Origin of the sequence: Sphingorhabdus sp. Alg239-R122 (assembly GCF_900537065.1) — a bacterium.
Taxonomy (GTDB): Bacteria; Pseudomonadota; Alphaproteobacteria; order Sphingomonadales; family Sphingomonadaceae; genus Alg239-R122.
Genome location: NZ_UNRC01000001.1, coordinates 1 through 24,833 on the forward strand (window position 1 = coordinate 1; position 24,833 = coordinate 24,833).

A 24,833-nucleotide genomic window follows, 5' to 3' on the forward strand; every position below is an offset into this window, starting at 1 on the left:
GTGTTGGCGTCCGCGTGGTCGAGGGTAACCGGACCCGTATTCAGAATTTTGAAGGCGTGTGCATCGCACGTACCAATCGCGGCATGGGTTCCAACTTTACCGTTCGTAAAATTTCGTTCGGCGAAGGCGTAGAACGTGTATTTCCGCTTTATTCACCAAATGTGGACACGATTACAGTTGTTCGCCGCGGTGTTGTCCGCCGTGCGAAACTTTACTATCTGCGTGGTCGCACCGGTAAGCGTGCCCGTATCGCCGAACGCCGTGATACCCGCACCGTGGCAGAAAAAACCACACAGAAGAAGATTACAGAAACGGAAGCCGCAGAGGCTTAAGTCCCGTACATCTGTTCGTACATGAACAAGAAAGGCGGGCCGCACGGTTCGCCTTTTTTTTACCTGAAATCTGCAAATAAGCTGGAGTAGTACATGGGTTATAAAGTCGCAGTTGTGGGCGCGACCGGCAATGTCGGACGCGAAATGCTGAACATTCTGGCTGAACGCGAATTTCCAGCGGACGAGATCGCCGCTGTAGCATCGTCGCGTTCGACCGGTATGGACGTTGAATTCGGCGAAACGGGTAAGATGCTCAAGGTCAAGAACATCGAGCATTTTGACTTTTCCGGCTGGGATATAGCCCTGTTCGCGGCAGGTTCAGGCCCAACGAAAGAATATGCGCCCAAAGCCGCTGCTGCTGGCTGTGTGGTAATCGACAACAGCTCGCTTTACCGCATGGATCCCGATGTGCCGCTGATCGTGCCAGAGGTGAACCCTGAAGCGATTGATGGCTATAAAAAACGCAATATCATCGCTAACCCGAACTGTTCGACCGCGCAGATGGTCGTGGCGCTTAAACCGTTGCATGATGCGGCGAAAATCAAGCGTGTGGTGGTATCGACTTACCAGTCTGTTTCCGGTTCGGGTAAAGGCGGCATGGATGAGCTGTTTGAACAGTCCCGCGACATTTTTGTGGGCGACCAGGCAACGCCGAAACAGTTTACCAAGCAAATTGCGTTCAATGTGATACCGCATATTGACGTTTTCCTGGACGATGGTTCGACCAAGGAAGAATGGAAAATGGTGGTCGAAACCAAGAAGATCATGGGTGCGCAGATCAAACTCACCGCGACATGCGTGCGTGTGCCGGTATTTGTGGGACACTCGGAATCGATCAATATCGAGTTCGAGGAAGAACTGTCCGCAAAAGACGCGAGCAAGATCCTGCGTGAGGCCCCTGGGATCATGCTGGTCGATAAGCGCGAAGACGGCGGCTATGTGACCCCGGTTGAATGTGTCGGCGACAGCGCGACCTATATCAGCCGCGTGCGCGAGGATCCGACCGTGGAAAACGGCCTCAATATCTGGTGCGTCAGCGACAACCTGCGCAAAGGCGCGGCGCTCAATGCGGTGCAGATTGCGGAGCTGTTGGGACGCAAGCATCTGCAGAAGGGGTAGGGTGGGGCGATGTCGGCTTTATTTTGACAGCGAATATTAGAAATGTGAAGTCATAGCGAGTATTGATAGCCTATAATGTCACGGCTTTTGATCTAACTCATTGTGCCTATAGCGAGGACAGCCGGTTGATCAATCGATCATGGAATTCCGGATTTGCATCTGCCGCGAGGCAGAGAAAAATGCCTGTCAGGGCCTGCACACGAAATCCTTCGAGGTCGAAATATCCATGGACCCAATCCTGACGAGCGAGCCGGTAGCTTCCATAAATCTGCCGTCCCAATTGTTCGGCAGATATGTTGCCTAAAAGCAGGCCGGCGGACTGCGCGGCACTGCACGCATCGATGGGTAACTGAACCGACCGCGCAAATATTCCGGACCCGGAACTCTGTTCAAAAAGCCCGCTCCTGTCACCGGCAATAAAGGCGGCCCGGTAATAATCCTCATCCTTGGCAAATAGCTCCGCCAGATCCTGGATCTGCTGCTCAAATGCCGCTTCCACATCATCCAGACTATTGCGGTTTTGCACTTCCAGCAGTTTTTCTACCAACTCCTCTATAATCACGGAGAGGATTTCTTCCTTCCCGCCTATAAGATTGTAGATGGTAGGAACGGTCAGGTTTGCACGTGTAGCCAAGTCGCGCAGCTTCAGCGCTTCAAAACCGTGACCCGCGATAACAGCGCGCGCATGCGACAGGATGCGCTGCTTGCGTTTTTCCTTGTTTATTTCACGGGCCGAGCCGCTTTGGGGCAATGTCATCTGTCGCATACGATACTCTATAGATTGATAACGGGGTTGACTCAAGATTTTAACGTCGTTAAAAAGTTAAACAACGTTAAAAGTTTGTAGGAGAAGATTCATGGCCAAGTTTGACTTCACGCGATCAATTGAAGTTTGTGCTGCGCACTATGGTGATGAGGCTGATGAGGTAAAAGACTATATGTATGGCGGTCTGGACAGGGCGTTATCGCTTGGCAATCGCGGGCTCATCCGTTTCAATGAAGATGGCTCGCTGCATCAGGATATTCTCGACGCCTATTTCAAAAATGGCTTTTATGTCTTTGAAAGGGTAATCGGCGAACAGGAACTTGCCGACATTGAAGCAGATTTGGTTGATTTGCGCAGCCGCTTCCCGACCCATCCAGGTTCAGACGTGGATTCGCAGGGGCGTCAGGCCATTGGCGTGGGCTGCAAGGCCCCTGGTCTTACCTGGAGCAAGCCTCTCAGCGATCCGCTTGGCGGAACACAGATTGCCAATGGCCGTCATCAGGTGAAATTGAAGGAACTGGATGCGGCCGAAGGCGCGCCGGAAGCAGCGCCGTTCATTCTTTTGGGGTCTCTCCAATTTTCCGACGCTGCCATGCGTACCTATGGTCACCCCGACCTTTTAAGGGTAGCTGCTGCCGTCAATGGTGAGGATTTTGCACCTTTTAACGAGGTGCTTTTTATCAAGGATCCGGGCCTTGGTGCTGCTGTTTCCTGGCATCAGGATGGTGACACTCATTGGGACAATCCCGACTTTGACGAGAATATCCATGGCTTTAACTTTATGGCGCAGGCCTATGGAAGTTCTCCTGTAAATGGCGTCTGGGTTGTTCCCGGCACACATAAGTTGGGCAAAATGGACATCACTCAGATGGTCGAGGATTCGGGCAGCGAGCGGCTGAAAGATGCAGTGCCGATTGTCTGCGCGCCGGGCGATGTCATTATGTGCAACCGTCAGCTGGTTCACGGCTCCTTTGCCAATACCGGCTTCGAACCGCGCCTGACGATCAATTTCGGTTTCCACAAACGCTCATCGGTCCTCGACGTCGAAGGCGCAGGTATTCACAGCCCTGTTGCCACGTACGACAAAGATGTCATCAAGGAGCGTTCGAAAGTGATTGGTTATGCGATTGATGCGCGGCAACAGAAATATCCGAATGAAAAACCCTATAGCTATAAGCCCTTTGAGGCAACCGGCGAAAATTATGCCTGGAATCCCGAGGCGAAGGCCAGTCTTAAAGACTATAACCTGCTCGACCTGAGCATCTGAACAGCAGCATTTTTCGGTCCATCTTGCACGTATTTGAAGGAACATCTCCGTGACAAATCCAACCAAAGTTCTGGCGATGCATCCGGGGATGCAAGGCCTGTTTCCAAACAAGCCCGATCACTGGGAGTTTGTTGATACAAACGGCGATGTGGAAAAAACAATTGCGGAGATGGGCGGAGACGTCGAAATTCTACTCTCGGCGAGCGTCGAAAAGCTCGACAAGGCGATGCTAGATTGTTTTCCAAATCTGAAAATGATCGCATCGATTTCTGCCGGATTCAACAATGTCGATCTGGAAGAATGCAAGGCGCGGGAAATTGCCGTCACCAATGCTCCCGGCCTTAACTCGGGCGATGTTGCCGATGTTGCCGTCACCATGTTAACCTCGCTACTGTTGAGAATTCCTCAAAACCATTACTATATCATGTCGGATCAATGGGTGACCAAGAACGGTCCTATTCGGCATTCAATGCGCGGCATGCCCATTGGGATTGTCGGTTTGGGCTCGATTGGCAAGGAGGTTTTCAAACGCCTTGAGCCGTTCGGCATGGACATCAAATGGTGGGGTCCGAGGAGAAAATCTGAAATTTCAATTCCATACGTTTCTTCGCTAAGTGAACTAGTGAAACAAAGCCGGGGCCTAATTGTATGTTGCCGTCCCGATCAATCCACACATCATCTGATAAATAGGGAAATGCTGGATCAACTCGGCAGTGACGGTGTGATCGTGAATGTGTCGAGAGGAACCGTTGTTGATGAACGGGCGCTGATTTTTGCGCTAAACTCGAAGCGAATAGGCGGTGCCGGACTTGATGTGTTTGACCCTGAACCAACAAATAGTGCCAAATGGGTAGATGTGCCCAACATCATTCTGTCTCCACATCAGGGCGGGACGACCTATGAAACTCTGTTTGCACAAGCACAGTTGGCGCAAAACAATATCGAGAATTTCCTGGACGAGAAACCGCTGCTTTCCAGTGTTCTTGATTATGATGTGTTGGAAGAAGCATCCAGATAAGGGGCTAACCAATGTCCCCTTCTGCGCCAAGCATAGACATTCGGCTTGCGTTTTGCGGTGATACCGGTCCAATAAAGTTGGATGACACACACAGCCGAACTCTTCTGGTCCTTCCGTTCCCCATACAGTTACCTTGCTACGCGGCGCTATGTGGAACTGACCGAAAAATACGACCTCGATATCACGCTGAGCCCGGTCTATCCACTTGCGATCCGTCAGCCTGACTTTTTTGAAAAAAACCATCCGAACTGGCTGGGTTATACCATGCGCGATATGGTGCGGGTGGCGCAGTTTTATGGCATTCCGTTTGCCGTGCCCAACCCTGACCCGATTGTGCAAAACATGATGACGCGGGAGATTGCGGAAGAGCAGCCTTATATCTTCCGCCTCACACGGTTGGGGCAGGCGGCAAAGCGGGCAGGGCGTAGTCTCGCCTTCGCACATGAAGTATCACAGCTGATCTGGGGCGGTGTGGCTGGTTGGCATGAGGGTGACCATTTGGCAGAGGCTGCGAAGCGCGCAGGGCTAGACATTGTCGCGCTCGACAAAGAAGCGGCGGATGATGCCGAAGCGCTGGACGCAGAAATAGCGGAAAATCAGGCAAGGTTGGAAGCGGGCGGCCATTGGGGTGTGCCGACGTTGGTTTATAATGATGAGCCGTTTTTCGGGCAGGACCGGATCGAAATCGCGCTGTGGCGGATGCAGCAAAACGGTCTGGAGAAACGCGCGTGAACGTGGAAACACAAAGCGTCACCTCTTTTGATGGCACAAAGCTCGCCATCCATGGGACAGGGGACAGTGGTGCGCGCCCGCTATTGCTTCTCCACGGCTTGTTCTCCAGCGCACAGATGAACTGGATCAAATTCGGCCATGCGGAAAAATTGGCGGATGCCGGTTTCCGCGTCATCATGCCGGATCTGCGCGCACACGGAGAAAGTGAAAACCCTCATGATCCCACCGCCTATCCTACCGATGTGCTGGTCAGTGATATCGAAACGCTGATCGACCATCTGGCGCTCGATGACTTTGACCTTGGCGGGTTTTCGTTGGGCGCGCGCACCACTGCAAAACTCCTTTCAACCGGAACACGGCCGCGCTGTGCGATGCTGATCGGCATGGGTTGGGAAGGTTTGCAGGGCTGGGGCCGCCGCCGCGACTTTTTTGTCGATGCAATCGATAGGCGCGAAGAGGTGAGACGCGGCGATGCGCACTGGATGGCAGTGCAGTTCATGAAGAGCATGAAGATTGATCCTGTTGCAGCGCGGCTATTATTGCATAGCTTTGGTAATCTGGACGTAGAGGCCATTGCCGCGGTTGATGTGCCGACACTGGTGCTGTGCGGCGCGGATGACCATGATAACGGCTCTGCGCCTGAACTAGCCAGGCAGCTTACCGATGCCACTTATGCCGAAATTCCCGGAACGCATATGTCGAGTGTGACTGAGCCAACAATGGCACAGGAAATGATCAAATTTTTGCAGGCATGACGGGATGCAGTTTGTCGGATAGATATTGACGTTTGGGCAGCAAGGTTCCAATCTCTGCGCCAACGAAAATACAGGATTTGAGAGGATTGCTTTATGAAAAAATTTGGAAAAACAGCCGCATCCATACTGGCACTGGCGAGTGTTGCGATAGCTGCACCTGCCATGGCCAAGCATCATGAAAATGATGGCAAGGAAATGGAAGAGGCCGCGCCTACGGCTGAAGATGCTGAAGCATTTGTGGCCAAGGCGGAAAAGAAACTGTTCGATTATTCAGTCGAGGCTTCCAAAGTTTACTGGATCAACTCCACTTACATTACACAGGATACAGACGCGCTTGCTGCTGCTGCAGGTGCAGAGGGAACGGAAATGTCCGTTAACCTTGCGCTTGAAGCCGCAAAATATGCGGGTGTCGATGGCTTGTCAGCAGAAACAACACGGAAATTGAATATGCTGCGCGGCGGCATTGTTTTGCCTGCCCCTACGACAGAAGGTGCGGCGACCGAACTTAATGAAATCGCGACCAAGCTGAACAGTGCGTATGGCAAAGGCATGGGAACACTTGATGGCAAGCCCATTAACGGCTCCGATATCGAAGCCGCAATGGGTACGAACCGCAATCCTGACCAGCTTAAGGAAATGTGGGAAAGCTGGAATAATCAGGTTGGTGCGCCGATGAAAGATGATTATGCCCGCATGGTTGGTATAGCTAATGAAGGCGCAAAAGAGCTGGGCTTCAAGGATGTGGGCGCGATGTGGCGCTCAGGCTATGACATGCCCGCCGATGACTTTGCTGCGCTGACCGAAACATTGTGGCAGGAAGTCAAACCACTATATGATGAACTGCATTGCTACACGCGTGACAAGCTGAATGAGAAATATGGTGATGAGGTTCAACCTGAAACGGGCCCGATCCGTGCCGACCTGCTCGGCAATATGTGGGCGCAGGAATGGGGCAATATCTATGAGGTCGTAGCGCCGGAAGGTGCAGGTGATATCGGTTTCGATGTCACTGAATTGCTGGCCGAAAAGGACTATGATCCCATCAAAATGGTGAAGGCGGGCGAAGGTTTCTTCTCTTCATTGGGTTTTGAACCGCTGCCGGAAACGTTTTACGAGCGGTCCCAGTTTGTGAAGCCGCGCGACCGTGATGTTGTTTGCCATGCTTCGGCCTGGGATATCGACAATGTCGATGATATCCGCATCAAAATGTGTATCAAAGTGAACGGTGATGATTTCACGACTATTCACCATGAGCTTGGCCATAACTATTATCAGCGCGCCTATAATAAAAAGAGTTATCTGCACCTGAACGGTGCAAATGATGGTTTCCACGAAGCAATTGGTGATGCGGTGGCGCTCTCCATGACACCCAACTATCTTGTGCAGATAGGCTTGCTTGACGAATCCAAAGTGCCAAGTGCGGATAAAGACATCGGCCTGCTGCTTCGTCAGGCGATGGACAAGGTCGCATTCCTCCCGTTTGGTCTATTGGTCGATCGCTGGCGCTGGGGTGTGTTTGACGGCTCTATCACACCAGACACGTATAATCAGGCCTGGACGGACTTACGGCGGCAGTATCAGGGTATTACGCCGCCAGTGGATCGTCCTGCGGACGCATTCGACCCGGGTGCAAAATATCATATCCCCGGCAACACGCCGTACACCCGCTACTTCCTCGCGCGGATATTGCAATTCCAGTTCTACAAGGCAGCCTGTGATGCCGCTGGTTGGGAAGGCCCGCTGCACCGCTGTTCTTTCTATGGCGATGAAGAAGTCGGTAAGCGGCTTAATGCGATGCTTGAAATGGGTGCCAGCAAGCCATGGCCTGATGCGCTGGAAGCCTTTACTGGCACACGGCAGATGAGCGGTAAGGCGCTGACCGAATATTTTGCGCCGTTGCAAGGCTGGCTGAAAGAGCAGAATAAAGGCAAAAGCTGCGGCTGGTAAATTACTGGTTTGCAAAGCTGAAACGAAAAACGCCCGCAGTGATGCGGGCGTTTTCTTTTGGGTAAGCCGTTGGCTTGCTTAAGCGTCGATATTTTCTGTGCCGACAACGTCATCAGTGGTTTTCTTGCGGCGCAGCAGTAATGCACCCAATGCCGTGACAAGCGCCGTTACGCCTAATATACCTGCCGTTTTGCCGGGGTTTGTCTTGGCATAATCAGCGGCGACTTGGCTGCCTTCGCTGACTTTTTCAGCGGTATATTTTGCGCCTTCCTGCACCTTTTCAGAAGCAATCTGCGCCTTTTCCACAATCGCATCTTTGGCTGGGCCTGCGTTTTCGGAAATCTTTTCCGCTGCAATGCGCGCGTTTTCTGCAATGGCTTCTGCCGCAACACTTGCATTTTTGGAAATGACCTCGGCGGCTTCCTGTGCCTTTTCTGAAATCAGGTCGCCGGCGACTTTCGCGTTTTCCGCAACGGTTTCAGACGCCTGTTTCGCGGTTTCCAGTGCTTTTTCCTTGGCAGCTACGGTGTCAAATTTTGTTTGCTTGGTCATGTTTTCCCTCATTTCGTTAGAATAGCTTCACAACTATCAACGAATGGCAGCGATATTGTTCCATAAAAACGGATGCAGTTACACTCCTTTACAAACCTGTATATAAGGTGAAGTGGTAGCTGCTATCTGAATGGAGGTTCGTTAAACGCACGCAGTTTTCGGCTGTGCAGGCGCGGTCCTTCTTCGCGCAGCAATTCACATGTTTTGATGCCGATCTGCATGTGCCCGGCGATGGCCTCATCATAAAAGCTGTTCGCCTGCCCAGGCAGTTTTAATTCACCATGAAGCGGCTTATCGGAAACGCAGAGAAGTGTTCCGTAGGGAACACGGAAACGATAGCCCTGTGCAGCAATTGTAGCTGATTCCATATCAATACCAACCGCGCGCGATTGTGAGAAACGCAGCGCGCTGTCTGTGTAACGTAGTTCCCAGTTGCGGTCATCAGTTGTCACGACAGTGCCTGTGCGCATACGGCGTTTCAGGTCAGCGCCGCTGGTGCCTGAGACATGCTCCGCCGCGCCTGCAAGCGCCTGCTGCACTTCGGCAATGGCTGGAATGGGTATTTCGGGTGGCAGTACTTCGTCCATAATATGGTCGTCACGTAAATAGGCGTGCGCAAGCACATAGTCGCCAATACGCTGCGTCGGACGCAAGCCGCCGCAGTGACCAATCATCATCCATGCCTCAGGTCTAAGCACGGCGAGATGGTCGGTAATGGTTTTTGCATTGGAAGGTCCCACACCAATATTGACGAGCGTAATGCCGTCGCCATCGGGCGCGATCAGGTGATAGGCGGGCATTTGATGTCGCCGCCATGCACTGTCAGCCACCAGCTTACTGGGGTCACTGCCTGATTGTTCGGTGTACAGTCCACCAGCCCCAGAAAGCGCGGTATATTGACCATTGCCGATCTGGCTGCAGGCCCAGCTCACAAATTCGTCAACATAGCGGTGATAGTTGGTGAACAGGACAAAACGCTGCACATGTTCTGCCGGCGTGCCAGTATAGTGACGCAGCCGCGCCAACGAGAAATCAGTGCGCAGCCCGTCAAAAAGCGACAATGGATGTGTATCTTCGTCACCTATACAATCACGGCTGCCATCGGCCAACTCATCCCCAATATCGGCCAGTTCCGTTGTCGGGAAAAAGCGGGCAAGTTCCACCGGCGTTACATCGCCCAGGTCAAAATCTGCTATTCCTTCAAGTACGTAAGGAAAAGGGATTTCCTGATCACTCGGGCCTACTTCTACTTCGATGGTATATTGTTCGTCCAGGATCCTGATCTGCTCAACCAGATACGGCGCAAACATCCGTGGGCGGGTGACGGTGGTGGCATAAACGCCAATATCGTTTAGGCGCCCAAAGGAAAGGCCGGATTTGCCGCTATGTTCATCGCCCGCATATTTGATACGCAGTTCGGGATAGGCAAAGCTGCCATCGCTGCGCATCCGCTTGGGCGGGAGAGTGCCGTTCCTGATATAATCCTGAATTGCGTCCTGTAAATTCTGGACCGCTGTGTCATAATGGGATTGAAGGTCGTCTATTATTCTACTTATATTTGTCATGAACGGCTAGTTAGCGCTTTCTTGCGTCATTGTCATTACAGATTAGGTGGTAAGGCTGTTTAAACATCCATCCACATGCGTGACAGGTTATATTTTACCGATTGCAGGCGGTTGTGGTTTTCATCACTCATGCCAAGCCCTTCCAGAGCCGCGACTTCGCTTAGTTCATACAGCAAATGGCGTCGGGCATTATCCGCGATTCGACTTTGAATAAATGAAATTGCAACGAGGCGCTGGCCGGATACAACCGCTTCGACCTCATGAAGTGTATTGGAAGGATAGACAATGGCTGATCCTGCAGCTCCTTTGAACCGCATGGCACTGTCACCTAGAGTGATACGAAGGGCCCCTCCTTCGTAACTATTTGGATCATTAAGAAATATTGTACAGCTCAGGTCAGAACGCAAAGGCCCTTGCGGCAGGGGGATGACTGCCGAATCGGGATGCAGGCCGTAATGCATCCCGATTTCGTATCTGGTGATTAGTGGCGGTGCAATATTGTGCGGTAGCGCAAAATTCTGGAAATCCTCGCTGGCTGCAAGAGCATCCATCATTAGCTGTGATGTCTTTTCATAGATATCCATATCCCCAAGGTGCAGGTTATTTTTAACCTTGGAATGTGGGTTGCTTATGCGTCCATCGACGAAATCGGCTTTTTCACAGAAAGATTTGATTTCACGAACCTGGTCGGCGCTTAATAAATGTGGGATTTGCTTGATCATGCCGTGCCTCCAATTTCCAGAGCTTTACCAGCCAGTTGATAGTTCGAACCCGTTGCCCTGAGCCAGTCCATAGCAGCCCGGATACTGTCTGCATGTTGCGTCTTTGCCTGCTGTAACAATTGTGTGCGCAAGTCTGCACTATATTCATGTTCAGGCGCCTTGGAGTATTGCCGCATTATAGGGCCATTGACCAGACCCGCAATTTCCGCACTATCATGCTTATATCCGAAAAAGGCAGCTATTGCCGAGAGCTCGGTTTCCGGCGCGTTCAAAAATGTGTCAAAATTCACCCATTTTACCCTGTCGTCGTCCTTGTCACCCAGAGCTAGAATGAGGCTGGTCATTTCAGAAACCCAGCTCATGGCAGCGCGCATGGCTTCATCCATATCCCATAGTCTGAAAGCGTCAGCATCAAAATTGTTATGCAGCCTGACCAGTCTTTGCGCACAAAGCCGAGCTAATTCCTGACGTGACGCATCACCTGCCATGATTGTAGCAATATAGCGCTCTGGAGGTACATATAGTGCTATGACTTGGCCAGAATGTGGCAAGATATCAGCTGCAATTGCGCTTACGAAACTCGATGCCTTGATAAGTGCCGTTTGTGATGGCGCATATGTGCGTGACAGCCATGTAATGGCCTCTTCTACGCGGCGTGTATATTTTTGCGGAGACCATTGGCAATGAGCCTTCCCGTTTGTTTCACCAATCTCTGCGAGGCCGCGCAACAATAATGGTTCACGCAACGCATGAGTACATTCAAGTTCCCCCAATAGTCTGGATATCAGGGTCGAACCGACATGGCCGATATGAAATATGAAATCAGGCTTCTGATGTGCCTGTGACATTGTTTCCGCAAGATCGTCCCATTGTGCATTTCCGCGAGGTATTTGCGGATTAATGATGCGTTGATCCAGAAAACTTGAGCTTCGATAAAGCTCCTTTGAAAGCTGCACGACCATGACATTGTCCGTTATGCTATCAAGCACAAAGGGCAATAGATCAGGCGAGGCTGCAAACCGGCTTAAGAATTGAGGTTTCATGAAACCTTTCATCACGCAGCCGCAGGAATATTACAAGTGTCAGTATGCATCAGATAAAAAAAGGGCCGTAGAATTTCTCCCACGGCCCCTTCTGATCTTTTTAAAGCAATGCTTACTCTTCTTCGCCCGCAGTACCGGCTTCGGCCTGTTCAGCGGCGGGTGTTTCGTCACCATCTGCATCAACAGCGGCGATTTCGCCAGGTTCTGCATTGGGGTCGAATTCTTCGATAAAACCAGCTTCAGGTGCGCTGTCAAACATTTCAGCCATGACATCAACGCCTTCATTCTGAAGGTCAGCTTCTTCAGGTGAACGTGCAACGTTAACCTGAACAGTCACTGATACTTCAGGGTGCAGCACGACGCGTACGTCGAAAATACCCAGTGTCTTGATTGGACGCTCCAGGATGATCATCGACTTGTTAACGTCAGCGCCTGCTTCGTTCAGTGCCTCGACAATATCGCGAACCGAAACAGAACCATAAAGCTGACCACTGTTTGAAGATGCACGGATGAGGACGACTTTCTTGCCATCCACATTTGAGCTGTGGTTTTCGGCTTCTGCACGCTTCGAGGCATTTTCTTCCTCGATCTTCGCACGGTTGGCTTCAAACACCTTTTTGTTGGCTGCATTGGCGCGCAAGGCTTTCTTGTTGGGCAGCAGGAAGTTACGGGCATAGCCGTCCTTCACTGTGACAACATCACCGATAGAGCCGAGTTTCTCGACGCGTTCGAGCAAAATAATATCCATGTTCTTTGCTCCTATTTGACGATGTAAGGCAGCAGGCCGATATGGCGTGCGCGCTTGATGGCTTTGCTCAGCTCACGCTGTTTCTTCGCAGAAACGGCGGTGATGCGTGAGGGGACGATCTTGCCACGTTCGGACATAAAGCCCTGCAGCAGTTTGACATCTTTATAATCGATTACGGGCGCATTTTTGCCAGAGAATGGGCAAGTTTTGCGGCGGCGGAAAAATGGACGTGCCATATTTAATAACTCCTTCGCGCTTAATTATTGTCGTCGCGGTCACGACGTGAACGGCGGTCGCCGCGATCACGTTCGTTTTTGCGCATCATGACAGATGGACCGGACTCATGCTCTTCAACACGGATTGTCATGTAACGGATGACATCCTCGTTAATGGCGGTCTGGCGTTCCAGTTCGGCAACAACAGATGTCGGGCCGTCAATGTTCAGCATCACAAAGTGTGCTTTACGGTTTTTCTGGATCTTGTAAGCGAGGGTGCGAAGACCCCAGGTTTCGGTCTTTACGACTTTGCCTTCATTGTCTTCGATGATTTTGGTGGCTTCCTGTGCCAGCGAATCAACCTGTGACTGTGACAGGTCCTGACGCGCGAGGAAGACATGCTCATACATTGGCATGGGATTGTATTTCCTTGTTTTCTGCCGATCGCTGATGGCGTCCTCATGACGACACCCCTCCGGCTTTCTTTTTTCCCGACATTAAAAAAGGCCGGAAGTGGGTTCACATACCGGTTTTTTAGTGAAAAGCAAGTATTCTCTATGCTTATTACTTCACCTGGATACGGCTTGCCGGAACGATGAATTCCAGCCTTAGACCGGATGGTTCGCGTATGATCATATGTGTGGTTGGGCCATCGCCCAGAAATTCCGGGGCGAATTCTATTTTGACATTCTCCAGCGCTTTAAACTTCTCATGCAAGGCGTGCAGTGTGTCCAGGTCCCGGACGGTAATCGCCATATGATGCAGCCCTACATTCTTACGGCGGTCGAACTGGATTGCTGTAGCGGGGTCTTCCACCTGCCATAAAGTTACGAACATTTTCCCATTTGTCACAAATCTGGCGGGATATTCCGGTTGGCCGCCAGCAGGTTTCCAGCCCAGGGCATCAATGAAAAAGTCAGCTGTTTCATCCAGTTTGGTTACAGCAAGACCAATATGATTCAGGTCTAAGGTCTCTGCTTCTGTCTCTGCTTCTGTTTCCTGTGCCAGAACATGGGCTGGAAGCATGCAAAGCGACAGGGCAAGTGCACCGGTAAGTATTTTCATCTCAGGCAATCTCCAAATTCTATGTTTCCATGTCTTGAGGTCTGCTGTGCGTTTTGTCTTTCATGTTCATCCCCCGCGCATGGGACTTGCACAGCCGGACTTTCGCTTTTAACGCGCATATGCATATACTAGATAGTCTCACGAGTATAAGGATATCACACATGCGTGCATTTATTTTTCCGGGGCAGGGCAGTCAAAAAGTCGGTATGGGGCAGGAGCTGGCTGACCAAAGCGATATAGCGCGTGCCGTTTTTGCAGAAGTTGACGAAGCATTAGGGCAAAGTCTGTTTGCGTTGATGTGCGATGGCCCGGAAGAGGAATTGACGCTCACGGAAAATGCGCAACCAGCAATTATGGCCAATGCCATTGCGACATTGCGCGTGGCAGAGGCAGAAGGCGGCTTTGCGCTGGCGGATAGAACGTCGTTTGTGGCGGGGCATAGCCTGGGTGAATATACCGCGTTGTGCGCGGTGGGCGCGCTGGATTTACCGACAACCGCAAAATTGCTGAAATTGCGCGGCATGGCGATGCAGGCAGCGGTTCCTGTTGGCGAAGGCTCGATGGCGGCATTGCTGGGCGCGGATATCGAAAAGGCTGAGGCATTGGCCAAGGCAGCGGCTGAGGGTGAAATCTGCACTGTGGCGAATGACAATGACCCAGGGCAGGTCGTTATTTCCGGTCATAAAGGCGCAATCGAGCGCGCGATTGCCATGGTCAAGGACCACGGCATCAAGCGCGGTATCCCGCTGCCTGTATCTGCACCATTTCATTGTCCGCTCATGCAGCCTGCTGCAGACGCCATGGCAGAAGCATTGGATGAAGTCGAAATTGCAGCGCCATCTGTTCCGGTATTTGCCAATGTGCGCGCCGCGTCCGTATCAGATTCTGACGAGATTCGTGCGCTTCTGGTCGAGCAGGTGACAGGCCGTGTGCGCTGGCGTGAAACTGCCACTAATATGGCCGCCGCAGGTGTTGTAGAAACGGTTGAATTTGGCGGCAAAGTGCTGAGCCCGATGGTGGGACGTTCAACAGAGGGTGTGACGACTACTAGCATTGTGACAATGGATGATATCACAGGCTGGACCGGTTCACTTTGATTCATGACGACGGCAATTAAAATTGAAAGAGTGACGGCGGACAATGCCGTAATTCTGGACAATGCCGGTGAAGATGTCTTTGATGCACCGGTAAAGGACGAATATCTGTCCCGATTTCTTGCCGATAAGGGGCATATGATGATTGTGGCCGTGCAAAACGGCCTGACTGTCGGGAAATGCACGGCAATAGTACATCATCGCCCCGACAAGCCGGATGAACTCTATATCGATGAAGTAGATGTGACGCCGACGCTTCGTAAACAGGGTATTGGTAAAATGCTTATTGCCAGGATGTTGGAACTGGCCGATGAATATGGCTGTGAGGAATGCTGGTTGGGTACGGAAAAGGATAATATACCGGCAAAAGCGCTATACGAATCTCATGGTGCGCAGTCTGAAGAAATAGTTCTATACTATTTGAATTATTGATAATTTTTTAAGGAGCTTTCAATGTTTGATCTGACAGGAATGACTGCATTGGTAACAGGTGCAAGTGGCGGAATAGGTTCAGCCATTGCAAAGGGTTTAGCAGAGCAGGGTGCGAAGGTCTGCCTTACGGGCACGCGTAAGCTCAGCCTGTCAGAAGCCAAGGCGAAAATGCCGGGCAAGGGTCATGAAATTATTGCCTGCAACCTGTCAGATCGCGACGCTGTGGATGGTCTCGTGCCGGCCGCGATCGAGAAAATGGGGCAGCTTGACATATTGGTCAATAATGCGGGAATTACGCGCGACAACCTGGCCATGCGGATGAAGGATGATGAATGGACTGATGTGCTGCAAGTCAATCTGGAAGCGGCTTTCCGGCTTGCGCGTGCTGCTGCCCGGCCCATGATGAAGGCGCGGTTTGGGCGTATCATCTCCATTACATCGGTGGTGGGTGCAACGGGTAATCCCGGGCAGGCCAATTATGCGGCATCGAAGGCGGGTTTGGTTGGCATGTCAAAAGCGCTGGCGCAGGAGCTTGCTTCGCGTGGCATCACGGTAAACTGCATCGCGCCCGGTTTTATCCAGTCAGCAATGACAGATGCCTTGCCGGATGCACAGAAAGAGGCGCTGACGGGCCGTATCCCGGCAGGAAAACTGGGTGCAGGTGATGATATTGCCGCAGCTGCGGTCTATCTGGCCAGCAGGGAAGCTGACTATGTCACGGGGCAAACCGTGCACGTCAATGGCGGCATGGCAATGCTATAAAGCCGTATAAATGGCAGTTTTGCACTTGTTCAGGGTGTATGACGACCTATATAGCATGACTATAATATGAACGAACACTTGCCACGGGGCGCACATCGCTTTAGGGCAATAGGTGAAATCAACAACAAGACTAAAGGGATCTCTAAATGAGTGAGACAGCCGACCGCGTAAAGAAAATCGTTATTGAGCATCTGGGCGTAGAAGCCGACAAAGTTACGGAAGAAGCCAGCTTTATCGACGATCTTGGTGCGGACAGCCTCGACATTGTCGAGCTTGTCATGGCATTCGAAGAAGAATTCAGCGTTGAAATTCCTGACGATGCTGCCGAGAAAATCAGCACAGTCAAAGACGCGATTGATTATATCGAAAATAACAAAGGTTAAGTGATCGCCGGATGGCTTGAACGTCCGGCCCCGCATCATTTGCCGGGCACATATATCGGATACAGGCTCCCCATTCGGTCGCTATAAGCCCGATCGGGGAGCCTTTTTCTTTGGATTTTTTTAAGGGTTTGCGAAATGCGCAGAGTAGTTGTCACGGGTTTGGGTTTGGTCACGCCGCTGGGCGGAGATGTTGAAACGAGCTGGAAAAATATCCTGGCCGGTAAATCGGGCGCAGGTCCGATTACAAAGTTCGATGCTTCTGACCAGAAATGCCACATTGCATGTGAGGTAAAACCGGCGGACCATGAATATGGTTTTGACCCGTCAAAACGTGTGGATCACAAGATCCAGCGGCAGGTTGATCCTTTCATTGTCTATGGCATTGATGCCGCTGGGCAAGCACTGGAAGATGCTGGTCTTACCGACATGAGCGAAGCGGATAAACGCCGCACCGGTTGCTCGATTGGTTCGGGTATAGGCGGTCTTCCGGGCATTGAAAAGGAATCGCTGGTTCTCAATGAACGAGGGCCAGGGCGGGTCAGCCCCCATTTTGTGCATGGCCGCTTGATCAATCTTATCACTGGGCAGGTGCAGATCCAGCATGGGTTTATGGGACCGAATCATTCAGTCGTCACCGCCTGTTCGACAGGCGCGCATTCGATAGGTGATGCTGCGCGCATGATCCGCGATGATGATGCCGACGTTATGCTTGCGGGCGGGGCGGAAGCCACTATTTGCCCGATAGGTATCGCCGGTTTCGCACAAGCTCGGGCGTTGAATACCAGCTATAATGACCGCCCCACTGAAGCGAGCCGCCCCTATGACAGGGATCGTGAAGGCTTTGTGATGGGTGAGGGCGCTGGCGTAATGGTCTTGGAGGAATATGAGCGGGCCAAAGCACGCGGTGCCAAGATATATGGTGAAGTGGTTGGATATGGCCTGTCGGGTGATGCCTATCATGTCACCGCGCCGCATCCCGAAGGGTTGGGCGCGGAACTCGCGATGCAGATGGCGCTTAAAAAAGCGGGTATCACACCGGATGCGATTGATTATGTGAATGCGCACGGAACATCGACTATGGCGGACACGCTTGAACTGGCCGCCGTCAAACGCGTCTTGGGCAATGATTTGGGCGGCGCATCGATGAGCTCCACCAAGTCCGCAATCGGTCACTTGCTGGGCGGCGCGGGCGCTGTTGAAGCAATTTTCTGCCTGCTGGCCCTGCGCGATCAGGTGGTGCCGCCCACGCTCAATCTGGATAATCCGGATGAAGGTACGGACGGTGTTGATCTGGTCCCGCACACAGCGAAAAAGCGCGAAGTGCGCGCGGTACTCAACAATAGTTTCGGCTTTGGTGGCACCAATGCCAGCCTTGTGATGAAGGCGGTATAATCCGCCATGCTGCGTAAGATAGGCTGTTTCGGTTTTCTTGCTGCGTTTCTGCTGATTGGCGTTGTCACTGCCAATTTTGTCTATGGCTGGAATGCCAGCGGGCCTTTGGAGACCGAGACTGCTTTCATTATTGAAGAAGGCAGCAGCCTTTCCGCAGTCGCTGAGCAGCTGGAAAAAGCAAATGCGATTGATTCCGCAAGCAGTTTTCTGACCCGCGCAAAGATACTGGGCAGCGGTGATTCCATAAAGACGGGCGAGTTCATGCTGCCCGCTGGTGCAAGCAATGCGGATATACTGGCACTGCTGCAGAGCAACGAAGTTGTGCAACGCATGGTCACGGTGCCTGAAGGCATGCCCAGCATACTTGTCTATGAAGCGTTGATGGCAGAGCCTTTGCTGGCGGGCAGCGTTGAAGTACCTGCTGAAGGCTCAATCCTGCCCGAAACCTACAGTTTTGAACGCGGTGAGACGCGTCAGGCCGTGCTTGACCGGATGCAGTCGGATATGAAGAATGTATTGGCGGAACTTTGGGAAAAACGTTCCCCGGACACGGTCGTCAAATCGCCCGGAGAAGCCATTAATCTGGCCTCTATTGTCGAGAAGGAGACGGCTTTGCCAAAGGAACGGCGCATGGTCGCGGGGGTGCTTTCGAACCGGGTGCGGATCGGCATGCGGCTTGGCGCGGATGCGACAACGATTTACCCGATTACGAAGGGCAAGCCGCTTGGCCGGCGTATCCGTGTATCGGAATTACGCGACCCCAATCCTTATAACACACGTGCTATAGCTGGTCTCCCAGCTGGCCCAATCACCAATCCCGGGCGTGAAAGCATTGCTGCTGTATTGAGCCCGGCGGAGACAAAAGCGCTCTATTATGTTGCGGATGGCAGTGGTGGTCACGTCTTTTCCGAGACACTGGAAGAACATAATCGCAACGCTGAAAAATGGCGTGCCCTGCGCCGTGAACGTGGCGAAATGTGACTTTCTTTTTGTGATTGAGTCATCCAATCAGTCCAATCAAATTAATTTGTTTCTATTATGAAACTTTAGTCTCCATCTGGCGTTCGATTTTCGAGCTTATCAATTATGGAGGAATAAATGATTGGACGCGATGTCCCTAACGTAACCCTGAAAACCCGTGTGCGCGATGAAAGCGTAGATGGCCCCAACCCTTTTCGCTGGCAAGACGTAAACACCGGAGAATTACTTGCTGGAAAGAGGGTGGCCATATTCTCGCTGCCTGGCGCTTTCACGCCCACATGCTCAAACGAACAATGTCCTGCATTTGAACGGCTTTACGACGAATTCAAGGCGGCCGGTATTGATGAAATTTACTGCGTTTCAGTGAATGATGCCTTTGTCATGTACCAGTGGGGCAAGCAGCTGGGCGTTGAAAAAGTGAAGCTGCTTCCGGATGGATCAGCTGATTTCACTCGCCGCATGGGCATGCTTATCAAAAAAGACCATCTTGGCTTTGGTAACCGCAGTTGGCGTTATGCGATGATTGTTGATGACGGCGTTATCAGCGAATGGTTTGAAGAGCCGGGCATCAATGATGATGGACAGGATAATGATCCCTATGGTGAAACATCACCGGAAAACATCCTGGATACGCTTAAAGTTCGCAAAGCCGCCTGAACCGGCTGACAGGATAAATAAAGAAGGCGCGGGGATGCAAGTCCCGGCGCCTTTTGTTATGGGCGGGTTTATGGACAAAAATGCTCCCATCATCATGACCGCGCTTATGGGCGATGCGGATTTTGCATGGGCGAACCGTCTCAGGCAGCAACATTTCCCGCCCGAGCGCAATTTTCTGGATGCACATATTACGCTGTTCCACCATTTACCGCCGCAGATGCTGCCTGAAATCCGTCAGCGCGTGAAAGATATGGTGGCTGTATTTGCACAGCCTGAAGCATGGCTGCATGACGTCATGCTTCAGGGCAAGGGAGTTGCCTATCGTCTTGATTGCGAAGGGCTTATGAATATCCGCGATGAACTGGCGGAAAACTTTGCCGGCATGCTCACCCCGCAGGATCAGGCAAGGCCGCGCTTGCATATTACGGTGCAGAACAAGGTTACACCGGCTGAAAGCAAAGCGCTGCATGAACAGCTTGTCGCTGAATTCGAGCCGCGTCCCTTTGCCATCAAGGGAATAGGGCTTTATTATTACCGCGGCGGTCCCTGGGAAGAAATTGGCCGCTATTCCTTTCGCGGCACACAAGATGCAGGTTAACTAGGTATATAATAACTCAGGGAAAGTTCAGGCTATACTGACTTCCTTAATCGGGATGGACGGGTCAGCCAGTTCCTGCTGATCAAGCTCATCCCCTTCCAATATCGCTTTGCGGCCCTGCACATAATCTTTCACTCTGTTGACACAATCCAGCGCCACCAGTTTTCCACCGCGCAAATATGCCACCGAAAATTCACGTGTTTCGGGATCGCCGCGGATGATTTCCGTATCATAACCGAGTGATAATCCCACAGTTTGCAATTTCAGGTCATATTGGTTGGACCAGAACCAGGGAATCTCATCATAGACAATGCCTTCGTTCATAATATCGGCTGCGGCAGTCTTGGCTTGATCATTCGCATTTTGCACGGATTCAAGGCGGATATGTGCGCCGTCGGCATATTTGTTTGCATGGGCCGCACAATCGCCAATCGCGTAGATATCTGGCAGGCTTGTCCGGCAACGGCCATCGACATCCACCCCGTCACCACCGATAGCACCCGCAGCAATAAGTGGTCCCGTTTCGGCGATGATACCGATACCGCAGATAATCATGTCAGTCTGGATAGTGTCGCCATTGTCGAGCGCCACTGCCTTGGCTTCACCGGCATCATCCGTCACAATTTCATTTACCATAGCTTCAGTTATGATCTTTACACCCTGACGACGATGCTCCGCTTCATAAAATGCGGAGAGTCCGCGCCCGGCTACACGCGCCAGCACGCGCCTGCGTGATTCCACAACAGTCACGCTTTTACCCAGTTTTGTGAATATAGCGGCTGCTTCCAATCCGATGTAACCGCCGCCAATGACAGTGATGTTTTCAACTTTATCAAGTCGTTCTGTAATACGGTCGACATCGCTGCGCCGTCGCACGGCAAAAAGGTTGCGGGCATTGGAGCCGGGGCAATCAATCATGCGCGGGCTGCCACCGGCGGCCCAAATGAGCTTGTCATAGCCGATGGCTTCATCGCTTGAGAGTGTAACGCTTTTATCCATTGCATCCACGGCCACGACCCGTTTGCCGGTGAGTAGTTCGATATCTCGCTCACCCCAGAAATTTTCGGGACGAAGCAATATCCGCTCAAATGGCTTCTCGCCTGCAAGATATTCCTTGGACAAAGGAGGGCGCTCATAGGGTGGTACGCGTTCGTCACCCAAGAGCGCAACCGACCCTTCATAGCCTTTTTGGCGCAGTGAAATCGCCGCCTGTGCGCCAGCGTGTCCGGTGCCTACAATCACCACATCATAGTGATCCTGCATCTGTGTCCCCTTTATAAACTGGCTGCAATCTGGCGCTTTGCGCCGCGCATTACAAGCCGCCTCATGCTATTTTGCATTTTGATGCCGGTTTTTGTTGACCATGATGCAGAGGCAAATTATAGCCCGCGCCTTGCAGGCACGATGCGAGAGCCATTTGACATGGCACAGCCACATTTCGTGTGTATGGCGGAGTAGCTCAGGTGGTTAGAGCAGTGGAATCATAATCCATGTGTCGGGGGTTCGAGTCCCTCCTCCGCTACCAAACTCTCCTAGGAAATATCAGTTTTGCCGCTCTTTTAGCACCCGGTCTTCGGCAGCGATCCGCACATATAATATTGCTGCATTGAGCGCGGTGAAGATGACCGCGATCCAGATATGCCCAAAAATCAGCGGGATGGTCAGTATCTCCAGCGTCACCACCAGATAATTGGGATGTGTCACATACTGGAATGGTCCGGCGAGCACGCGCGGGAAGTCAGGGGCGGAGATAATTCGGGTAGTCCAATAAGGGCCAAGCGTTGCCAGTACCCATATCCGTGCCGCCTGTAACAGCAGGAAAAGGATCGCCAACGGCCAGATTATGGAGTCATAGGGGCGCGTAAAGGCGAACAGGCTAACCAGGAAAGCGGCGTGGATTGCAACCATGGCTGGATAATGGCTGCGGCCGTGCTCACGTGCCCCGCGCGCCAGTAATGCCTTTGTGTTGCGATTGGCGTAGACTAGTTCCAGTGCGCGTTGCAGGGTGAGGAATATCAATATGGCATATGCAATCGGCCAGCCGCTGCCATCCCATACCCACCATGCGCCATTTTGCATCATGTCAACGCTCCAACAGGCCAAGTGCGCCGGTGAAGCCCGGACCAAGAGCGGTCAGCAGAAGCGGGCCACTGGCTTCTTGTTGCAAAAGTTCCTGCATCACGAAATGCACGGTGGGTGCGGACATATTGCCATATTTCGCCAGTACCTCACGCGTTGCGGGCAGGCCACCGGGCAAATGGTTGAAATAGGTTTCCAGAGCCTCGATCACCTTGCGTCCGCCCGGATGGCAGGCAGGTTCGCTGAGAGTGTTTTTGATAATACCATTGTCCGATAAAAATGCATCGATAACCGGTGAGAATTCCTTACGCACAAAGCTGGGTATATCGCGGGCCAGCACCAGGCCCAGCCCCTGCTCGTCAATGTCCCAGCCCATCATGTCGCGCGTACCCGGCCATGTGACCTGCGTAAATGCGCCGAGCGCAAGGCCATTGCCGCTGCCAGAGAGCACACAGCCGCTGGCGCCATCGGCAAACAGTGCGGTGGAAACAATGCCTTTCTTGGTCAGGTCGCCAATGCGAAAGGCAAGTGAACACAGTTCGACAGTAAGCAGCAGGATTTTGCGTGACGGATCGGCAAGAACCATATCGCGCGCGACCTGAAGGCCCATAACGCCGCCTGCACAGCCATAGCCGAATAGCGGGACAATCATCACGTCTTCGCGAAATCCGCTGGATGCGATCATCTGTGAGGGCACCGACGGTGTCGCGATGCCGGTGGTAGAGACGCAGATAATGGTGCCAATGTCGCCAGCTTCCATATCTGCCTTGTCAAGCGCATCAGCGGTAACTTTGGCGAGCAGTTTCTCGCTTTCCTGCAAGTATATCTGGTTGCGCGTGGTCCAGTCCTGCCCATCCATATAGGCGTCGGCTGCCTGCACGATGTGGCGTTTTTCGATGCCTGCATTTTCATAAACTGTGGATAACCGTGCGGGAATTCCACCCGGCACCAGTGATGCCATGCGTGCCCATACATCGGATTGCGTGATGCTGAATTCGGGAACCGCAGTGGCTATTGCGTTCAGGATTGCGGCCATGGCCACATTCTGCGCAGCTTTTAGTGATAAACACAAGCCTGCAATATGAAACCCTGCAATATGAAACATTGACTGCGCCCTGGCCAAGATTTGCTTGCCCGTCCCGCACTTGCGCAGTCATGCCAACCATCCTTATCTAACGTGCATACGAATCACGTACCGCATTTTTGCGGCATCCAGATGAGAGAATATCCATGAGCGAGACCCACAAAACCCGTATGCTTATAATTGGTTCCGGCCCGGCCGGGCTTTCTGCGGCCATTTATGGCGCACGCGCCGGCATGGAACCGATAGTGGTGCAAGGGCTGCAACCGGGTGGGCAGCTTACCATTACGACCGATGTGGAGAACTATCCTGGTTTCCGTGACGTGGTCCAGGGCCCTTGGCTGATGGAGGAAATGCAGGCGCAGGCCGAACATGTTGGCACCCGCATGATGTATGACACAATTGTCGATATTGACGTGTCGCAGCGGCCATTTCGTGCGACCGGCGATGGCGGCATAGTTTACGAAGGCGACACGCTGGTGATCGCCACGGGCGCGCAGGCGAAATGGCTGGGCGTAGCAGGTGAGCAGGAACTGGGCGGCAAGGGCGTATCTGCCTGTGCTACCTGTGACGGCTTTTTCTACCGCGGCAAGAAAGTTGTGGTGATTGGCGGCGGCAATACTGCCGTGGAAGAAGCGCTATACCTCACAAATCATAGCGACGACGTGACGCTGATCCACCGCCGGGACAGCCTGCGGGCAGAAAAAATCCTGCAGGACCGGCTGTTTGCCAATCCGAAAATTACAGTGCTGTGGAACAAGACAGTCGAGAAATTTGTGGCGGGCGGTGATCCGGAAGGCCTGGTCGGTGTCGACCTGGTCGATACACAGACAGGCGAGAAATCACACGAAGCTGCCGATGGCGGTTTTGTGGCCATCGGCCATGCGCCGGCGACTGCGTTGTTCAAAGGGCACCTGCCCATGGACGATGGCGGATATGTACTGGTGGAACCTGGCACGCCGAAGACCAGTATTCCGGGCGTATTTGCATGCGGTGATGTGATGGACCATGTTTACCGTCAGGCGGTGACGGCCGCCGGGACTGGTTGCATGGCGGCGCTTGATGCAGAGCGTTTCCTGGCTGAAGCAGACTTTGCGGCGGAGGCTGCGGAGTAAAACTGCAACTGGAGGAGGGGGATTACTCTTCCTCGTCAGATGCGCAGGTGGCGGCATTTGCGGTTTTCTCTTCCGCAAATTTCAGCAAGTTGCCATAGTTTTCAAACAGCTCGCCATCGACTTCGTCATCTTCGATAATGATGCCAAGTCTATCTTCCATTTCGGTAAGGAGGCCGGCCACTGCCATGGAATCAAGCTCGGGCAGCGCACCGAACAGCTCGGTGTCGGCATCAAATGCGGCAACATCTTCCGCTTTGAGCCCCAGTACGTCACATAATACTGCGCGTACGGTTTCATCGATAGTGTTATGCTCAGTCAAGTGACCCAAACCCCCTGATTTCCAGCCCTTCAAATTCGAATAACCGCGTTTACGCATTTCCGTACGTTGTCACAAGACCGAAATCCTTCCCATC

The 24,833-nt window shown here is 52.4% G+C and carries 29 protein-coding genes and 1 tRNA gene; 17 read left to right on the top strand and 13 right to left on the bottom strand.

The window, feature by feature from the left end; genetic code table 11:
- Both rplS and G6Q15_RS00010 read left to right on the top strand, forming a co-directional pair.
- Nucleotides 1-332: 50S ribosomal protein L19 (gene rplS / locus G6Q15_RS00005; protein ID WP_164114267.1), on the top strand; the 332-nt coding region annotated here is incomplete at its 5' end.
- A 93-nt stretch (nucleotides 333-425) separates the two neighbouring features.
- Nucleotides 426-1,451 carry an aspartate-semialdehyde dehydrogenase gene (locus G6Q15_RS00010; RefSeq protein WP_164114275.1) on the top strand — a complete coding sequence of 342 codons (1,026 nt, stop codon included), beginning with the start codon at nucleotides 426-428 and terminating at the stop codon, nucleotides 1,449-1,451.
- Nucleotides 1,452-1,557: 106 nt separating this feature from the next.
- Here the strand turns inward: G6Q15_RS00010 and G6Q15_RS00015 are convergent, their stop codons facing one another.
- On the bottom strand, nucleotides 1,558-2,217 hold the full coding sequence (locus G6Q15_RS00015) for a TetR/AcrR family transcriptional regulator (RefSeq protein ID WP_164114277.1): 660 nt from the start codon (nucleotides 2,215-2,217) through the stop codon (nucleotides 1,558-1,560).
- A 91-nt stretch (nucleotides 2,218-2,308) separates the two neighbouring features.
- Here G6Q15_RS00015 and G6Q15_RS00020 point away from each other — a divergent pair, with 91 nt between their 5' ends.
- The 5 genes from G6Q15_RS00020 (at nucleotide 2,309) to G6Q15_RS00040 (ending at nucleotide 7,936) form a co-directional block, all read left to right on the top strand.
- On the top strand, nucleotides 2,309-3,484 hold the full coding sequence (locus tag G6Q15_RS00020) for a phytanoyl-CoA dioxygenase family protein (RefSeq protein ID WP_164114278.1): 1,176 nt from the start codon (nucleotides 2,309-2,311) through the stop codon (nucleotides 3,482-3,484).
- Between the two features lie 49 nt (nucleotides 3,485-3,533).
- Nucleotides 3,534-4,502: a 2-hydroxyacid dehydrogenase gene (locus G6Q15_RS00025; RefSeq protein WP_164114280.1), complete on the top strand. Its 969-nt coding sequence runs from the start codon at nucleotides 3,534-3,536 to the stop codon at nucleotides 4,500-4,502.
- 81 nt (nucleotides 4,503-4,583) lie between these two features.
- On the top strand, nucleotides 4,584-5,234 hold the full coding sequence (locus tag G6Q15_RS00030) for a DsbA family protein (RefSeq protein ID WP_164114282.1): 651 nt from the start codon (nucleotides 4,584-4,586) through the stop codon (nucleotides 5,232-5,234).
- The gene (locus G6Q15_RS00035; protein WP_164114285.1) at nucleotides 5,231-5,989 is read left to right on the top strand and encodes an alpha/beta hydrolase; all 759 of its coding nucleotides are present in this window, start codon (nucleotides 5,231-5,233) and stop codon (nucleotides 5,987-5,989) included. Before G6Q15_RS00030 ends, G6Q15_RS00035 begins: the two co-directional genes overlap by 4 nt.
- A 93-nt stretch (nucleotides 5,990-6,082) precedes the next feature.
- Nucleotides 6,083-7,936: a M2 family metallopeptidase gene (locus tag G6Q15_RS00040; protein ID WP_164114287.1), complete on the top strand. Its 1,854-nt coding sequence runs from the start codon at nucleotides 6,083-6,085 to the stop codon at nucleotides 7,934-7,936.
- Between the two features lie 78 nt (nucleotides 7,937-8,014).
- On the opposite strand, the gene G6Q15_RS00045 is transcribed toward G6Q15_RS00040, so the two are convergent.
- The 8 genes from G6Q15_RS00045 to G6Q15_RS00080 form a co-directional block, all read right to left on the bottom strand.
- Complete coding sequence (locus tag G6Q15_RS00045) at nucleotides 8,015-8,488, bottom strand: hypothetical protein (RefSeq protein ID WP_164114289.1); 474 nt, start codon at nucleotides 8,486-8,488, stop codon at nucleotides 8,015-8,017.
- A gap of 122 nt (nucleotides 8,489-8,610) precedes the next feature.
- Nucleotides 8,611-10,053 carry an AMP nucleosidase gene (locus tag G6Q15_RS00050; RefSeq protein ID WP_164114291.1) on the bottom strand — a complete coding sequence of 481 codons (1,443 nt, stop codon included), beginning with the start codon at nucleotides 10,051-10,053 and terminating at the stop codon, nucleotides 8,611-8,613.
- 59 nt (nucleotides 10,054-10,112) lie between these two features.
- On the bottom strand, nucleotides 10,113-10,775 hold the full coding sequence (locus G6Q15_RS00055) for a Fe2+-dependent dioxygenase (protein ID WP_164114293.1): 663 nt from the start codon (nucleotides 10,773-10,775) through the stop codon (nucleotides 10,113-10,115).
- The gene (locus G6Q15_RS00060; RefSeq protein ID WP_164114295.1) at nucleotides 10,772-11,818 is read right to left on the bottom strand and encodes a hypothetical protein; all 1,047 of its coding nucleotides are present in this window, start codon (nucleotides 11,816-11,818) and stop codon (nucleotides 10,772-10,774) included. The genes G6Q15_RS00055 and G6Q15_RS00060 overlap by 4 nt, the downstream gene beginning before the upstream one ends.
- A 112-nt stretch (nucleotides 11,819-11,930) precedes the next feature.
- The gene (rplI, locus tag G6Q15_RS00065) at nucleotides 11,931-12,566 is read right to left on the bottom strand and encodes a 50S ribosomal protein L9 (protein ID WP_164114297.1); all 636 of its coding nucleotides are present in this window, start codon (nucleotides 12,564-12,566) and stop codon (nucleotides 11,931-11,933) included.
- 11 nt (nucleotides 12,567-12,577) lie between these two features.
- Nucleotides 12,578-12,802 (bottom strand): 30S ribosomal protein S18, encoded by a 225-nt coding sequence (rpsR, locus tag G6Q15_RS00070; RefSeq protein WP_164114299.1) that lies wholly within the window; start codon nucleotides 12,800-12,802, stop codon nucleotides 12,578-12,580.
- Nucleotides 12,803-12,822: 20 nt separating this feature from the next.
- Nucleotides 12,823-13,197 (bottom strand): 30S ribosomal protein S6, encoded by a 375-nt coding sequence (gene rpsF / locus G6Q15_RS00075; protein WP_164114301.1) that lies wholly within the window; start codon nucleotides 13,195-13,197, stop codon nucleotides 12,823-12,825.
- Between the two features lie 148 nt (nucleotides 13,198-13,345).
- Nucleotides 13,346-13,846, bottom strand: coding sequence for a VOC family protein (locus G6Q15_RS00080; RefSeq protein ID WP_205518052.1), 501 nt, complete (start codon nucleotides 13,844-13,846; stop codon nucleotides 13,346-13,348).
- A 161-nt stretch (nucleotides 13,847-14,007) separates the two neighbouring features.
- Between G6Q15_RS00080 and fabD the strand changes: the two genes are divergently transcribed.
- The 8 genes from fabD to G6Q15_RS00120 all read left to right on the top strand — a co-directional run bounded on the left by fabD (nucleotide 14,008) and on the right by G6Q15_RS00120 (nucleotide 20,145).
- Nucleotides 14,008-14,943 (top strand): ACP S-malonyltransferase, encoded by a 936-nt coding sequence (gene fabD, locus G6Q15_RS00085; protein WP_164114303.1) that lies wholly within the window; start codon nucleotides 14,008-14,010, stop codon nucleotides 14,941-14,943.
- Between the two features lie 3 nt (nucleotides 14,944-14,946).
- On the top strand, nucleotides 14,947-15,372 hold the full coding sequence (locus tag G6Q15_RS00090; protein ID WP_164114305.1) for a GNAT family N-acetyltransferase: 426 nt from the start codon (nucleotides 14,947-14,949) through the stop codon (nucleotides 15,370-15,372).
- 21 nt (nucleotides 15,373-15,393) lie between these two features.
- A complete protein-coding gene (fabG, locus tag G6Q15_RS00095) occupies nucleotides 15,394-16,134 on the top strand; it encodes a 3-oxoacyl-[acyl-carrier-protein] reductase (RefSeq protein WP_164114306.1) in 741 nt (246 codons plus the stop codon).
- 146 nt (nucleotides 16,135-16,280) lie between these two features.
- Entirely contained in the window at nucleotides 16,281-16,517 is a 237-nt protein-coding gene (locus G6Q15_RS00100) for an acyl carrier protein (RefSeq protein WP_164114308.1), read from the top strand.
- A gap of 135 nt (nucleotides 16,518-16,652) precedes the next feature.
- Nucleotides 16,653-17,909, top strand: a complete 1,257-nt coding sequence (fabF, locus tag G6Q15_RS00105) for a beta-ketoacyl-ACP synthase II (RefSeq protein ID WP_164114310.1) — start codon at nucleotides 16,653-16,655, stop codon at nucleotides 17,907-17,909.
- Between the two features lie 6 nt (nucleotides 17,910-17,915).
- Nucleotides 17,916-18,890 carry an endolytic transglycosylase MltG gene (mltG, locus tag G6Q15_RS00110; RefSeq protein WP_164114313.1) on the top strand — a complete coding sequence of 325 codons (975 nt, stop codon included), beginning with the start codon at nucleotides 17,916-17,918 and terminating at the stop codon, nucleotides 18,888-18,890.
- A 117-nt stretch (nucleotides 18,891-19,007) separates the two neighbouring features.
- Nucleotides 19,008-19,547: a peroxiredoxin gene (locus G6Q15_RS00115; protein WP_164114315.1), complete on the top strand. Its 540-nt coding sequence runs from the start codon at nucleotides 19,008-19,010 to the stop codon at nucleotides 19,545-19,547.
- A 70-nt stretch (nucleotides 19,548-19,617) separates the two neighbouring features.
- Complete coding sequence (locus G6Q15_RS00120) at nucleotides 19,618-20,145, top strand: 2'-5' RNA ligase family protein (protein WP_164114317.1); 528 nt, start codon at nucleotides 19,618-19,620, stop codon at nucleotides 20,143-20,145.
- A gap of 27 nt (nucleotides 20,146-20,172) precedes the next feature.
- Here the strand turns inward: G6Q15_RS00120 and G6Q15_RS00125 are convergent, their stop codons facing one another.
- Nucleotides 20,173-21,408, bottom strand: coding sequence for an FAD-dependent oxidoreductase (locus G6Q15_RS00125; protein ID WP_164114319.1), 1,236 nt, complete (start codon nucleotides 21,406-21,408; stop codon nucleotides 20,173-20,175).
- A 185-nt stretch (nucleotides 21,409-21,593) separates the two neighbouring features.
- Here G6Q15_RS00125 and G6Q15_RS00130 point away from each other — a divergent pair.
- A tRNA-Met gene (locus G6Q15_RS00130) sits at nucleotides 21,594-21,670 on the top strand.
- A 17-nt stretch (nucleotides 21,671-21,687) separates the two neighbouring features.
- On the opposite strand, the gene G6Q15_RS00135 is transcribed toward G6Q15_RS00130, so the two are convergent.
- Together G6Q15_RS00135 and G6Q15_RS00140 are read right to left on the bottom strand one after the other, a co-directional pair.
- Nucleotides 21,688-22,227 carry an isoprenylcysteine carboxylmethyltransferase family protein gene (locus G6Q15_RS00135; RefSeq protein WP_164114322.1) on the bottom strand — a complete coding sequence of 180 codons (540 nt, stop codon included), beginning with the start codon at nucleotides 22,225-22,227 and terminating at the stop codon, nucleotides 21,688-21,690.
- Between the two features lies 1 nt (nucleotide 22,228).
- Nucleotides 22,229-23,329: a type III polyketide synthase gene (locus G6Q15_RS00140; RefSeq protein WP_275897577.1), complete on the bottom strand. Its 1,101-nt coding sequence runs from the start codon at nucleotides 23,327-23,329 to the stop codon at nucleotides 22,229-22,231.
- 125 nt (nucleotides 23,330-23,454) lie between these two features.
- Between G6Q15_RS00140 and trxB the strand changes: the two genes are divergently transcribed.
- Nucleotides 23,455-24,420 (top strand): thioredoxin-disulfide reductase, encoded by a 966-nt coding sequence (trxB, locus tag G6Q15_RS00145; RefSeq protein WP_164114326.1) that lies wholly within the window; start codon nucleotides 23,455-23,457, stop codon nucleotides 24,418-24,420.
- Nucleotides 24,421-24,442: 22 nt separating this feature from the next.
- On the opposite strand, the gene G6Q15_RS00150 is transcribed toward trxB, so the two are convergent.
- The gene (locus G6Q15_RS00150; protein ID WP_240330673.1) at nucleotides 24,443-24,739 is read right to left on the bottom strand and encodes an acyl carrier protein; all 297 of its coding nucleotides are present in this window, start codon (nucleotides 24,737-24,739) and stop codon (nucleotides 24,443-24,445) included.
- Between the last annotated feature and the right edge of the window lie 94 nt (nucleotides 24,740-24,833).